Source organism: Kocuria sp. JC486, assembly GCF_011602805.1.
Classification (GTDB): domain Bacteria; phylum Actinomycetota; class Actinomycetes; order Actinomycetales; family Micrococcaceae; genus Kocuria; species Kocuria soli.
The window spans coordinates 67,913-80,733 of record NZ_JAAOZS010000007.1; the positions used below are offsets into that span (position 1 = coordinate 67,913).

Below are 12,821 nucleotides of genomic sequence, written 5' to 3' on the forward strand. Positions count from 1 at the left end.
CCACCCCCTCCAGCGCCGCTCCGCAGTAAGCTGGGACCCTCAGGCACACGAAATGCCCGGTCTGGAGGCCACGACATGACTCCCCCCGAACAGAACGGACGACAGGCCGAAAACGGATCGGACGACGGCCACCTTCCGCAGTGGGGCCGGATGCGCTCGGAAGGCTCGACGCCGCCAGAATCACCCGGGCCACCGGCACCGGATGCTGAACCCCGGACGGACCCCCGGGATGTAGCCGCCAGACGCCGAGCTGTTCGGGGCCTGTCGTTCGCCCTGGTCTTGCTCGGAATCCTATTGGCGTCCGGCATGGCCGCCATGGGGCACCCATTTCTGGGTGCTGTCGGCGTTCTCCCGGCGCTGGTCGGCCTCTCAGGATTCATGGCGGTGCACCTGGGCATCCCACGGCCTCTTCGCCCGACCCCAAACCCCCCGCCCCACCCCGGCCGCGCGTGGTGGTGGCTTCCCGTGACCCTGCTGGCCATGGGCCTCGCAGCCATCCTCGGCGCTTTCGTCGCCGACGCCTCGGCACCGGCAACCGGCAGCTCCTGGACAATGTTCTGGCTGGTCGCGGGGGCCACCCTGCTAACCGCGGCCGGCCTGGGGTTCGGCCTGGTTGCGGTCTCACGGCTTTCCGTCACGGACGACGACGACGCCCCACTTCGCCGAGTGGACTGGAGCCAGGAGTACCCCCGACGCTACGCAGATTCGCCGCGACACCCAGGTGGCTTCTACGACTCCTCCTGGATCACCCGGGACGCGAGCGCGTCACACTCTCGCAAGAACAACCCGGACGGGGACCGAGACGACCCCTGATGTGCGATCCTTTTTTGACCACCGAACGACGGAGGGACTGCCATCTTCGTAGGTCACGGCGTGCTAGTTGACGAGCGGGGCGACCTGGCCGGGCACAGAAAGCGACACCCATGAGCACGACCGACCCGGAGCGAGATCAGACCCCACCCTCAGACGTTCCGCGCTGGCTCACGGAGCAGGAACAGCGGACCTGGCGCAATTTTCTGTTCGGCGCCCGCAGCCTGCTCCGAGGAATCGATCGACAGCTCTTGCGAGACAGCGACCTCTCGGGCGCGGAGTACGACGTGCTCGTACCGTTGTCCGAATCCCCGAGTGGCCGCATGCGGTCGCGGGACCTCTTGGAGTTCCTCGGCTGGGAACGCAGTCGTCTTTCTCATCTGCTGACGCGCATGAGTCGCCGCGGTCTGGTGGCACGACTCCCATGCCCCGACGACGCGCGCGGGCTCGACGTGCTCATCACCCCAAAGGGGACACAGGCGATCGAGTCCGCCGCACCAGCGCATCTGGCCATGGTCAGGGCAGTCCTCATGGACGAGCTCACGGATGAGGAAGCAGCCGCCATCAACAGCATCAACGCCAAGATGACGGCACGCCTCAAGGAGTTGGACCTGGACTGAGCGCCCGAAGGTCTTAGGCGGTGACGAAATCCACCGGAAAACAGGGACGGGCCCTGCCACTTGGGGAATGGCAGGGCCCGTCAAAACGTCCGTATCGGGGGAACAGGACGTCAGCCACGCGCGGGAATCATCCGGCGGCACATTGGGGGATCACCACCGGGCCGATACGCGCAACGCTTTCAATATAGGGGACACGATGTCCCCACACAAGTGGTCGATTTATCATTGGACTGATCTTTTGGTGTGTCCGGCACATTGCCGCGACCAGGGGCGGCAGCGGATAGCCCCAGGCGACTGCACTTCAGGGACAGCTCGTAGGAGGACGGACCCCTGGCCCCCTTTCGGCCCACACTTGCATACAGGTTCATGTGGGACACGTTGAGGCCCGAAACGAGGCGCGCATGGAAGTGCCCGCCACCCGGGATGGGGTGGCGGGCACTTCCGCACCGGCCGTCAACGGCTCTTGGTCTTCCGTCGAATCTGCGCCTGAACCGCACCCGCGGTACGCGATTCGAGCAGTCCGACCTCAGGCGGTCTCTCCCTCACGGGCCAGCACGTAGTTGTAGACAGCCTCTTCACCCTCGCCGCCGTCAGTCCGCGGCTTGGGTTCGAGCATCAACTCGGGCTTCACGGCCGATGCGATGTCGTCCTCGTTGTGCGGATCGCCCGGGAAGTAGAGCTGCTGCGTGACCAACTGGAAGCCGGGGGCGTAGACCTTGATGTGGATGTGGGCCGGACGCCAGGCGTGCCATCCGGCCGCCGCGATCAACTGGCCGCAGGCGCCGTCGGTGGGAATCTGGTACGGAGCCGGCCGCATGGTGTTGATCTCGAAGTTGCCGTCCTCGTCGGCAAGGACCACACCTCGGAACAGCCACTTGGGCAGCTCAGGGGCGTACTGGGAGTAGAAGCCCATGGCGTCGGCGTGCCAGATCTCGACCACCGCGTCCTTGATGGGCTGGCCCGATGTGTCCTTGAACGAGCCGGTGAACTTCAGGGGCGTGCCCTCCTCGTCCTCACGCATCTCCAAGGTGGCGGGGGTTGCCATCTCAGGAGCGTTGGGCACGTAGTAGGGACCTTCGATGGTCCCGATCGCGCCGGGGCGCTCGACGGAGTTGATCTCCTCGATGGTGTGTTCGAGCCAGACGTCCAGGAACAGCGGCCATTCGCCGTCGGTACCGACCTTGATCAGCCAGGCCTTCAGGGCGTTGTACTCGTCGTAGGTGACGCTGTGCTTGACGGCGACGTCGTTGATCGCCTGAATCGCTTCGCCGGCGATGGCCGACACGCGCTCCTGAGACACGTCCATGCCGTGCAGTTTGCCGGACTCGCTGAAGCGCTGAGTCGCGAGGGTGCCCGCCTCGACAGCGGTACCTTCGTCCTCCCTGCGGGCATCGGTGCTGGATTCGCTCATGTCATCCTCCACGTCTTCGTCATTGGATGGTTGGTCTTTGATGGGTTGGTCAACTTGGGCTGGTGACCGCGAACGGACCCGCCTCTTCACTTGGATCTTGGTGACCGGCACAACCGCCTCGGTGTCCGGGCACTCACGGCGCGGGCCGTTCTCCCACCCGGAGCATCGAATGTGACGTGCGCTACATCCCACTGTAGAACCCTCATTCCCAGGGTGACAAATATCAATCAAGTGTGATTTATGCCTAATCGAGAGGGTCGATACCCCCTGGGTTCCCACTAGGCATTCACCTGATGTGCCTGAGATCACAGGCTCGCAGACTGTCTTCTTAATAGCTGTCGGCCGGCCCGGGAATCCCCTGGGTCACCCACCGATCAAGAGCCGATCACGAGGGAGCAGTCATGACCGAGAACCTGAGCCACCTGCGAGATGTCCTGACCGACGCCGTCGTCGATGACCGCGACAAGGGCATCATCCGCGCCAAGCGCGAGATCTTCACCGACGAGGAGATCTTCGAACTCGAGATGAAGTACATCTTCGAGGGCAACTGGATCTACCTGGCCCACGAGTCCCAGATCCCGAACGTCGGCGACTACTTCACCAACTACATCGGCCGTACGCCCGTGGTCATCACCCGCGACAAGGACGAGAACCTCAACTGCCTGGTGAACGCCTGTGCGCACCGTGGAGCCATGCTGTGCCGCCGCAAGACTGACAACCGCACCACGTTCACCTGCCCGTTCCACGGTTGGACCTTCCGCAACTCGGGCGAGCTGCTCAAGGTCAAGGACGGCCGCAACGGTGCCTACCCCGAGTCCTTCAACAAGGAGGGCTCGCACGACCTCACCAAGGTCGCACGCTTCGAGTCCTACCGCGGGTTCCTGTTCGGTTCCCTCAACCCGGACGTCAAGCCGCTCGAGGAGCACCTGGGCGACGCCACCAAGGTGATCGACTCGATCGTCGACCAGTCCCCCGACGGCCTGGAGGTCCTGCGCGGTGCCTCGACCTACACCTACGACGGCAACTGGAAGGTCCAGGCCGAGAACGGCGCCGACGGCTACCACGTGACCTCGGTGCACTGGAACTACGCCGCGACCACGTCCCGCCGGTCCTCCGGGGATTCGACCAACACCACCAAGGCCATGGACGCCGGCAAGTGGGGCAAGCAGAAGGGCGGGTTCTACTCCTTCGAGCACGGTCACCTGCTGCTGTGGCAGGAGTGGGGCAACCCGCAGGACCGCCCGCTGTGGGACCGCCGTGAGGAGCTCGTGGAGAAGTACGGGGATGAGATGGCCAACTTCATGGTCAACATCTCGCGCAACCTGTGCCTCTACCCGAACGTCTACATCATGGATCAGTTCTCCTCGCAGATCCGCACGTTCCGTCCGATCTCCGCCGACAAGACCGAGGTCACCATCTACTGCATCGCCCCCAAGGGCGAGTCCCCGGCGAACCGGGCCAACCGCATCCGTCAGTACGAGGACTTCTTCAACGCCTCCGGCATGGCGACCCCGGACGACCTCGAAGAGTTCCGCTCCTGCAACAAGACCTATTGGGCCACCAGCGCACCGTGGAACGACATGACCCGCGGCATGGAGCACGAGATCCAGGGCCCCGACGAGCAGGCCACCGCCCTGGGCATGACCCGGGTGCTGGCCTCCGGTGTCAAGACCGAGGACGAAGGGCTCTACCCGATCCAGCACGGCTACTGGCACGAGGTCATGGAGGCGGGGCTGTCCACCGAGGAAGATGCCGAAGCCGCCGAACCGAGCACCGCCACGGCCTGAGGCCGCACGGCTTCCGTACCGAGGAGACATCACATGACTGACACCGCCGTTAAGGAGACCACCATGGCCGCGCTGATGAGCGTTGAGGACATCCAGGTGCTGGAGACCGTCCGGGCCTTCCTGCACCGCGAGGCACGACTGCTCGACGACCGCGACTTCGACGCGTGGATCGAGTGCTACCACCCGGACGCCGAGTACTGGATGCCGTCCTGGGACGTCGACGACACCCTGGTCACCGATCCGCAAACCGAGATCTCGCTGGTCTACTACCCCAACCGGGGTGGCCTCGAGGACCGCGTGTTCCGCATCAAGACCGACCGGTCATCGGCGACGTCGCTGCCCGAGCCCCGGCACAACCACAACCTCACGGACATCGAAGTCCTGGGTCGTGACGGGGACACCGTGCACGTCCGCTACAACTGGCTGACCGGCTACTTCCGTTACAACACGAACATGTACTACTGGGGCTACACCGAGGTCGACATCGACCTGGGCGGGGTACAGCCGCAGATCACCAAGAAGAAGGTCGTTCTGAAGAACGACTACATCCATCAGGTCATCGACATCTACATGACCTGATCCGCCGCCCGGCCGCGTACGCACCCACCGGGTGAGTACGCGGCCGTGTTGTTCGGCCCACGACTTTCCAGGAGATCCCCATGGCACATCAAGTAGCACTGAACTTCGAGGACGGCGTCACCAAGGTGATCCGCGTCGGCGATTTCGAGACCATCATGGACGCCGCGTACAAGGCGCGCATCAACATTCCCTCGGACTGCCGCGACGGCGCGTGTGGCACGTGCAAGTCCTTCTGCGATTCGGGCTCCTTCGATCCCGGCGACTTCGTGGACGACGCCATGACCGAGGAGGAGCTGGACAAGGGCTACCTCCTGACCTGCCAGGCCCTCCCGGAATCCGACATGTCCGTGAACATCGCGGGGACCTCCGAGGCCGCGAAGACCTCGGCCGCGTCCTTCGCCTCCACGGTCACGACCCTCGATCGTCACTCGGACTCCACGATCTCGTTCTCCCTGGACGTCGAGAACCGGGGCGACCTGGCCTTCCTGCCCGGTCAGTACGTCAACATCAAGGTCCCGGGCACCGACGAGGTCCGGTCCTATTCGATGTCCAGCGGCCCGGAGGTGGACGCGGCCTCCTTCATGGTCCGGATCTCCCCGCAGGGTGCGATGTCCGAGTACCTGCGGGACCGCGCCGAGGTCGGCGACGCCGTCGAATTCACCGGCCCGTTCGGCTCCTTCTTCCTGCGTGAGCCGAAGCGCCCCCTCCTGCTGCTGGCCGGCGGCACCGGCCTGGCACCGCTGCTGTCGATCCTCGAGAAGCTCACCCAGAATCCTCCCGGTCACCCCGTTCACCTGATCTACGGGGTCACGCGTGAGGCCGACATCGTGGGTCTGGACTGGTTGCGTGACTACGAGTCGCGGCTGCCGGACTTCACCTGGGATCTCATCGCCTCCGAGGAGGGCACGTCCGCACCCCACACGGGCTACGTCACTGCGCTCATCGGCCCCGAGCACCTGCACGACGGCAACGTCGACATCTATCTGTGCGGTCCCCCACCCATGGTCAACGCCGTGTCCTCGTGGATGGACGCCGAGGGTGTGAGCCCGGCCAACTTCTACTTCGAGCGCTTCGCTCCCAAGGAGAAGACCGGTGGCGACGCCGAGACGGGCGCCCCCGTGCCCTCGGAGACCGTTGCCCACCGGGGCGAAGAGATTTCCGGAGCCGAGGCCGTCTCCTCGATGGAGACCGGGCGCCTGCAGTTCGGTGCCGCGGACACCGCCGCCCATCTCGACGCGCGGGCGGGGCTGGAGTCGGCGATCGTTCAGTTGATGATCGGCAAGACCACCGACGAACAGTTCCACAACTGGGAGCGTCTGGCCTCCGCCGTGGATTCCACGGTGGAGGACGGCAAGGTCGTGGACGCGGAGCAGTTCGTCACCACGAACTTCGCGTTCCACGAATACCTGTTCACCGTCGCCGAGAACCCCGTGCTGCTCGAGGCCTACCGGGGACTGGACACGCAACAGCAGATGTCGGCCACCATCTGGGACGGTTCCCCCATCTTCGAATCCGTCGCCCGGGACCACCACGACCTGGTCGAGGCGTTCCGCCGCCAGGACCTGGCTGCCGCCCTGGAGATCGTCCAGCGACACACCAGTGCCGCCAAGGACACCATGGAGACCGCTGTCGAATCCGCGCAGTCCGGCGAGCAGCAGTCGGGCGGGCAGCAGGATGGTGAGCAGAGCTCATGACCCGGGACTCCGACGGGGCCGAGGCACCCGCACCCGAGGGCACCTCCGAGAACTCCTCGGGTGCACCCGCGGGCGGTACGGGGACAGATGTCTCCGGCATGCCGACGGTTGACGGGGCACCGGCAGCTCCCCGGGTCATCACGCCCGGTCGCTTCGCCGGGAAGGCCGTCGTCGTGACCGGTGCCGCTCAGGGCATCGGCCGTGCCGTGGCCGAACGGATCGCGGCCGAAGGCGGCGAGGTGTTACTGGTGGACCGCTCCCCGGTCGTCGAGGACGTCGCAGCGGAGATCAACGCGCGAGCCGAGTCGTCCTCCGGCGGTTACGGGTACGCCTTGGCCCTGGCCGGGGTGGATCTCGAGCAGGAAGCAGGTGCCCGGAAGTTCGTCGAGGTGGCGCTGAAGGACTACGGGCGCATCGACGTCCTGATCAACAACGTGGGCGGAACCATCTGGGCCCGGCCCTTCGAGGCCTACGACGCCGAGAAGATCCAGCGGGAGATCCAGAGGTCCCTGTTCCCCACGCTGTACTCCTGCCACGCGGTCCTGCCGACCATGCTGGAAGCAGGCAGCGGGACCATCGTGAACGTGTCCTCCATCGCCACGGGTGGCGTCAACCGCGTGCCCTACGCCGCGGCCAAGGGTGGGGTCAATGCTTTGACCAAGGCCCTGGCCCTCGAGGTCGGCCGGCGAGGAGTCCGCGTCGTCGCGACGGCCCCGGGTGGCACGCTGGCCCCGCCACGGACGGTTCAGCGGGGTCCCGGACCGGAGGGTGAGCGGGAAGAGGCCTGGTACCGGGAGATCGTGGATCAGACCGTCGATTCGTCGTACATGAAGCGCTACGGAACCTTGGAGGAGCAAGCCGCGCCCATCGTGTTCATGGCCTCCGACGAAGCCTCGTACATCACGGGTTCGGTGCTCCCCGTCGGCGGTGGCGATCAGGGGTAGGACCGTGAGCCCGGTGACCCTGGATACCATCTGGCTCATGGTCGACGACGCCGCTCCCTCCACGCTCAACCACCCCATGGTGGGGCGTGAGGGTGAGTTGGACGTGCTGCGGGAGCTCTACCGGGACGTCAAGAAGGGGATGAGCCGCGCCGTGGTCCTGCACGGGCCGTTGGGCAGCGGCAAGTCGCGGCTGGTCGCCGAGTTCCTGGCCGAGGTGCGCACACGCTCCACCACGGTGCTGTCCATGGTCGGTGACGAATGGGAATCCTCGCTTCCGCTGGCCGGGTACACCCAGTTGATGTCCACCGCCCCGCTGCGCAGCTCCAAGGGCTTCGACGGCGGCGCCCTCCCGCCGTCGACCGTGAGCGTGGACCTGAGCGCCGATCAGGCGGTCAATTACGCCCAGACGTTGCAGATCCACCTGGAGCAACTGCAGAAGCGCGGCCCCGTGATTGTGGTCGTGGACGACCTCCAGTGGGTGGACGAGGCGACATTGCGCATTCTGGTGTTCACGGCCCGACGGCTGCACGGCGCCAAGGTCATGTTCGTGTTCACCATGGACACGGAACAGACGGAAAAGATCCCCGTGGGGGTCCTCGACTACGTGGCCGGGCACCAGGTGCGCGCGATCGTCCTGCCACCGCTGACGGTCGAGGCCGTGGGACAGCTGGGCCGCAACCTGTTGGGAACGGACCTGGACGTGACCACGGTGCGTTCCTTGATCGAGCACACCGAGGGCAGGCCGCTGCGCCTGGTGGAGCTCATGCGAGAGATCCCCCATGACCACTGGCAGGGCCGGTTGCCCGATCTCCCGCCGAGCCGGCGGGTACGAGCACGGGTGAGAGCCCAACTCGCACGGGCCTCCGAAGACCTGGTCACCGTGGCCCGTGCGGTGTCGGTGCTCGGGCCGAGTGCCCAACTGCACGCCGTGGCCGAGATCGCCCAGGTTCCGGACGCCTTGGCCTGTCTGGACGAAGGCCACGAGCTGCACCTGCTGCGATTCACGGTGTCCCAGACGCACAGCGAGGTGACCTTCACGGAGCCCGGCGCTGCACAAGCCGTGTACGACTCCATCCCGCCAACCGTGCGCATCGAACTGCACCGCACGGCGGCCCGCGTGGTCACGGACCCGGGCGAGCAACTCAACCACCGGGTCTCGGCAACGCCCGGCCCTGACGCCGAGCTGGCCGACGCCCTGGAGTCCTACGCCACCGTTCAGGCGCGCGCGGGTGCGTGGGCCGACGTCGCCACCGCGATGCTGGCCGCCTCCCGCCTGTCCGGCGACCGACGTCAGAAGGACCTTCGCCTGCTGCAGGCCGTGGACGCCATGGTCGGTTCCGGGGACCTGACCCAGGCCGCCACCTACCTGGGCACGATCGAGTCCCTGCCCTCCTCGCCCCTCCGATCGACAGTTCTGGGCTACCTGGCCGTGGTGACGGGTCAGTTCGCCAGCGCCAAAGCACACCTGGACATGGCCTGGCGCACCGTCCGCCCCGAGCACGACCCCTCCACGGCAGCGCGCATCGCCCAGCGTCAGGTGCTGCACGGTCTGGCCAATTGGGACGGTCCGGCCATGGTCGACTGGGCGCACCAGACGTTGGCATTGGTCGATCGGGCCGAACCCGTGTGGGTCGAGGCCGAAGCGATCCACGGGCTCGGCCTGTTCGCGAACCACCAGGTGGCCGAGACGGACGCCCTCTACCGCAGGCACATGTCCGAAGTTGCCGAGACGGCCCAGAAGCAGCGGATCCAGATGGGCTACGCCTGGTTCGCGTTGCGCACCGACGACGTCGAAGCCGCTCACCTGCACTTCGAGGCCGCCGTCCCCACGGAGTACCGCGGCGGTTCGCTCAGGATCTCCCTGTGGGCCGAGGCCTGGCTGGCCCGGTGCCAGCTCGTGCTCGGCGACTGGGACGCCGCTGCTGCCACCATCGCCCGCGCGTCAGTGCGGTTGGAGGGCTCCGGCATGCGTCTGATCCGTCCCCTGCTGTACTGGACCGCGGCCGAACTGTACGCGATGCGCGGCGACTGGGCCCGGTCCCAGCACTACGTCCAGCTGACCACGGCTCCCTCCGACGGATACCGCGCCATGGCAGTCCCCGCGGCGCTGGCCCGCGCCCGGTATCACGAGGCCCGGGCGGACTACGAAAGCGCCTACGAGGCCATTCACCCGTTGTTGACCTCCGACCCTCAGACGCACGAGCGCTCGTCGTTCTGGCCGTGGCAGGACACGATGGTCAACGTCTTGGTCATGACCGACCGGCTGGAGGCTGCGCAGGAGTTCTTGGGTTCGATCGAGGCCGCATCTCCGGAAACACAGTCGGATACCGACAAAGCACGTCTTGCCTGGGCCCGGGGTCGGTTGCTGGCAGCCCAAGGCGATGCCGACGAGGCGCGTGAACACTTCGAAAGAGCCCTCGAGTACCTGCACCCGCACCACCGGCCCTACCTCAAGGCCAGGATCTGCTTCGCCTTCGGGCAGAGCATGCGCCGGGCCGGCAAACGCCGACTGGCCTCCTCGGTGCTGCGGACGGCCCGGGAGTTGTACGTCGCACTCGGCGCCAAGACCTACGTCGCGCGCTGCGATCGGGAGCTCAAGGCCGCCGGTGTCGACACCGATGCCGGAGTCCTGGTCCAGGAACTCGGTGCCGACGGCCCTCGATTGTCGCAACGCCCGGACACCGTGTCCTTGACGCCCCAGGAGCAGGCGGTTGCGCAGTTCGTGGCGAAGGGCGCGACGAACAAGGAGGTGGCACGGGCGCTGTTCATCGCCGAGAAGACGGTGCAGTACCACCTGACGCGCATCTACGGGAAGTACGGCATCCGCTCACGCAGCGAACTCGCGGCGCTCTACCGGCCGCAACAGTGACACCCGCGTTGGGCCGGTCCGCGGCGGTGACCGCCGCGGGCAGCCCTGCCGTCAGCGCAGCCGGTACTTCTCGAGTTTGTCGGGATCGATCTGCGTCCCCACCCCGGCGACCTCCGGGACCCGGATGGCCCCGTCCTTGATGGTCAGGGGCTCTGCCAGCAGGTCGTCGGTCATGTCCAGGAAGTTGGACAGTTCACCGGCCCGGCGCGCGGTGTGGGCTAAGGCCGCCCCGAAGACGACGGAGGCCACGGTGCCGACCTGGGTGTCGATCTGGTTGCCCACGTAGACGTCCACACCGGCGGCTTCGGCGAAGGCCACGACCTTCGCGGACTCCGTGAAACCGGTCCGAGCGGTCTTCACCGCAAGCATGTTCGCCCCACCCGTGAGAATCTCCCGGGCGGCCTCCCCCATGTTCGGAGCCGATTCGTCCGCGGTGATGGGGATCCGGGACTGGGTGACCAGACGACGGCGACCGAGCACCTCGCGGGCGTCGTCGGGCTCCTCCAGGAACGTGAGGCCGAGGTCATCGGTGCGCCGCAGCACCTCCGCCGCGTCGTTGGCGGACCAGCCGCGGTTGGCGTCCATGTAGATCTCGACGTCCTCCCCCAGGCCTTCGCGCAGGACCCGCGCAGCCTCAACGTCCAGACCGATGGGGTGACGTCCGGTCTTGAGCTTGAACGTGGTGATGCCGTACCGCTCGCGGAACCCCAGGGCCAACTCCAGCAGTTCCTCTGCCGGTTTGAACCCGAGCATGTGTGACACGCGCATGTGATCGGTGAAACCACCGAGCAGGCGGCTCACGGGCTGTCCCAGAATCTTGCCGATGCAGTCCCACATGGCGATGTCCACGGCACCCTTGGCGCATTCGTTGTGAATCGTCCGGGCCATGATCCGCTGGGCCTTTTCGCGGTCGAAGACCGAGAGTCCGACCAATTCGGGCGCGAAGACGTCTTCGACTACGGCCACGATCGAGCGCTGGGTCTCCCCGTAGGTATACGGGCGCGGCGGGGCATCGGCCCAACCAACCACTCCGCCCTCCGTGGTCACCTTGACCAGGACGTGGTCGGCCTCGTGCACCGCACCGGAGGCAAAATGCAACGGCGTGCGGTACGGAATGGAATAGGAAATTGCCTCCACGGCCACGATCTTCATCGGTGAAGCGGCCTTTCATTCAGAGCTGTCGTCAGCTTATTGTTCTGGATTAAATACTGAATCCCCACCAACATCTAGGTTAGGCATATCAGTTGTTACCAGTGTGACGAAATTCGCCAGAAGTTGCGAGCGTTCTTCACGCCTCCAGGCAATTGCCAGCTCGACTTCCGGGGCCTCTTCCAACTGCCGGTAGTGCACTGAACGCAGTTGCACGGCGGCGACGCTGGCCGGAACCACCGCGACTCCCGCTCCCGCCGCCACGAAGGACAGGATCGTGGAGGTCTCCTGGGCAATGTGGGCAACTCGGTGCCGGAACCCGGCCTGCCTGCACAGTTCGACGGTCTGCCGATAGACGACCGAGTCGGGCGGGTAGGTCACGAACTGCTGGTCGGTGAGTTCCTGCATGGCCACGGGCCGGTCCTCGGCCAGGGGACTGTGGGACGGGATGGCCACGATCAGCGGCTCCCGCTGAATGATGCGGTACTCGATGTCCTGGCTGGTCACGGGCGGGCGCAGAATGGCCGCGTCCAGGCTCCGGTCCAACAGTGCGGCCTCCATGGCCGGCGTGAGCATCTCACCGTGGAGGTCCAGGTTGAGACCCGGGTACGACTCCCCGGCCAGACGGACCATGCTCGGCATCACGCTGTAGGTCGCCGACCCTGAGAACCCCACGCGCAGGACGCCCGTGGCGCCCGCGCCCACCTGGTAGACGTCGGCCTTGAGGGACTCGACCTCGTTGACGATGGCGCGGCCGCGTTCCAGCAGCAGCTCCCCCGCCGCCGTGAGATCGACCCGACGGGTGGTCCGGTCGAAGAGCCTGACGCCCAGTTGCTCCTCAAGCTGGCGGATCTGTTGGGACAGGGGCGGCTGGGCGATGTGCAACCGCTTGGCTGCGCGCCCGAAATGACGCTCCTCGGCCACCGCAATGAAGTAGTTCAGCTGCCGCAGTTCCATG

Annotated in this window: 10 protein-coding genes; 7 read left to right on the forward strand and 3 right to left on the reverse strand. The window is 66.2% G+C overall.

What is annotated here, in order from left to right:
* Window positions 1–465: 465 nt before the first annotated feature.
* Window positions 466–813, forward strand: a complete 348-nt coding sequence (locus GWK18_RS05570) for a hypothetical protein (RefSeq protein ID WP_166833733.1) — start codon at window positions 466–468, stop codon at window positions 811–813.
* Window positions 814–923: 110 nt separating this feature from the next.
* Entirely contained in the window at window positions 924–1,430 is a 507-nt protein-coding gene (locus tag GWK18_RS05575) for a MarR family transcriptional regulator (RefSeq protein ID WP_123823546.1), read from the forward strand.
* Window positions 1,431–1,956: 526 nt separating this feature from the next.
* On the opposite strand, the gene catA is transcribed toward GWK18_RS05575, so the two are convergent.
* On the reverse strand, window positions 1,957–2,841 hold the full coding sequence (gene catA, locus GWK18_RS05580) for a catechol 1,2-dioxygenase (protein ID WP_123823547.1): 885 nt from the start codon (window positions 2,839–2,841) through the stop codon (window positions 1,957–1,959).
* Window positions 2,842–3,242: 401 nt separating this feature from the next.
* Between catA and benA the strand changes: the two genes are divergently transcribed.
* The 5 genes from benA (at window position 3,243) to GWK18_RS05605 (ending at window position 10,714) form a co-directional block, all read left to right on the forward strand.
* Window positions 3,243–4,628 carry a benzoate 1,2-dioxygenase large subunit gene (gene benA, locus GWK18_RS05585; protein ID WP_166833735.1) on the forward strand — a complete coding sequence of 462 codons (1,386 nt, stop codon included), beginning with the start codon at window positions 3,243–3,245 and terminating at the stop codon, window positions 4,626–4,628.
* Between the two features lie 63 nt (window positions 4,629–4,691).
* Window positions 4,692–5,207, forward strand: coding sequence for a benzoate 1,2-dioxygenase small subunit (gene benB, locus GWK18_RS05590; protein WP_166833791.1), 516 nt, complete (start codon window positions 4,692–4,694; stop codon window positions 5,205–5,207).
* 80 nt (window positions 5,208–5,287) lie between these two features.
* Window positions 5,288–6,901 (forward strand): benzoate 1,2-dioxygenase electron transfer component BenC, encoded by a 1,614-nt coding sequence (gene benC / locus GWK18_RS05595; protein ID WP_166833737.1) that lies wholly within the window; start codon window positions 5,288–5,290, stop codon window positions 6,899–6,901.
* Entirely contained in the window at window positions 6,898–7,845 is a 948-nt protein-coding gene (locus tag GWK18_RS05600) for a 1,6-dihydroxycyclohexa-2,4-diene-1-carboxylate dehydrogenase (protein ID WP_280720428.1), read from the forward strand. Before benC ends, GWK18_RS05600 begins: the two co-directional genes overlap by 4 nt.
* A gap of 13 nt (window positions 7,846–7,858) precedes the next feature.
* Entirely contained in the window at window positions 7,859–10,714 is a 2,856-nt protein-coding gene (locus tag GWK18_RS05605) for an AAA family ATPase (RefSeq protein WP_348535844.1), read from the forward strand.
* A gap of 51 nt (window positions 10,715–10,765) precedes the next feature.
* Here the strand turns inward: GWK18_RS05605 and GWK18_RS05610 are convergent, their stop codons facing one another.
* Together GWK18_RS05610 and GWK18_RS05615 are read right to left on the reverse strand one after the other, a co-directional pair.
* Window positions 10,766–11,866 carry an enolase C-terminal domain-like protein gene (locus GWK18_RS05610; protein ID WP_123823550.1) on the reverse strand — a complete coding sequence of 367 codons (1,101 nt, stop codon included), beginning with the start codon at window positions 11,864–11,866 and terminating at the stop codon, window positions 10,766–10,768.
* Window positions 11,867–11,902: 36 nt separating this feature from the next.
* Entirely contained in the window at window positions 11,903–12,820 is a 918-nt protein-coding gene (locus GWK18_RS05615; RefSeq protein ID WP_123823551.1) for a LysR substrate-binding domain-containing protein, read from the reverse strand.
* Window position 12,821 lies beyond the last annotated feature (1 nt).

Excerpts from the sequence above, each read along its gene's own strand:
- GWK18_RS05575 (WP_123823546.1), top strand. The coding sequence starts at position 924 with ATGAGCACGACCGACCCGGAGCGAGATCAGACCCCACCCTCAGACGTT.
- catA (WP_123823547.1), bottom strand. The coding sequence starts at position 2,841 with ATGAGCGAATCCAGCACCGATGCCCGCAGGGAGGACGAAGGTACCGCT.
- benA (WP_166833735.1), top strand. The coding sequence starts at position 3,243 with ATGACCGAGAACCTGAGCCACCTGCGAGATGTCCTGACCGACGCCGTC.
- benB (WP_166833791.1), top strand. The coding sequence starts at position 4,692 with ATGGCCGCGCTGATGAGCGTTGAGGACATCCAGGTGCTGGAGACCGTC.
- benC (WP_166833737.1), top strand. The coding sequence starts at position 5,288 with ATGGCACATCAAGTAGCACTGAACTTCGAGGACGGCGTCACCAAGGTG.
- GWK18_RS05600 (WP_280720428.1), top strand. The coding sequence starts at position 6,898 with ATGACCCGGGACTCCGACGGGGCCGAGGCACCCGCACCCGAGGGCACC.
- GWK18_RS05610 (WP_123823550.1), bottom strand. The coding sequence starts at position 11,866 with ATGAAGATCGTGGCCGTGGAGGCAATTTCCTATTCCATTCCGTACCGC.
- GWK18_RS05615 (WP_123823551.1), bottom strand. The coding sequence starts at position 12,820 with ATGGAACTGCGGCAGCTGAACTACTTCATTGCGGTGGCCGAGGAGCGT.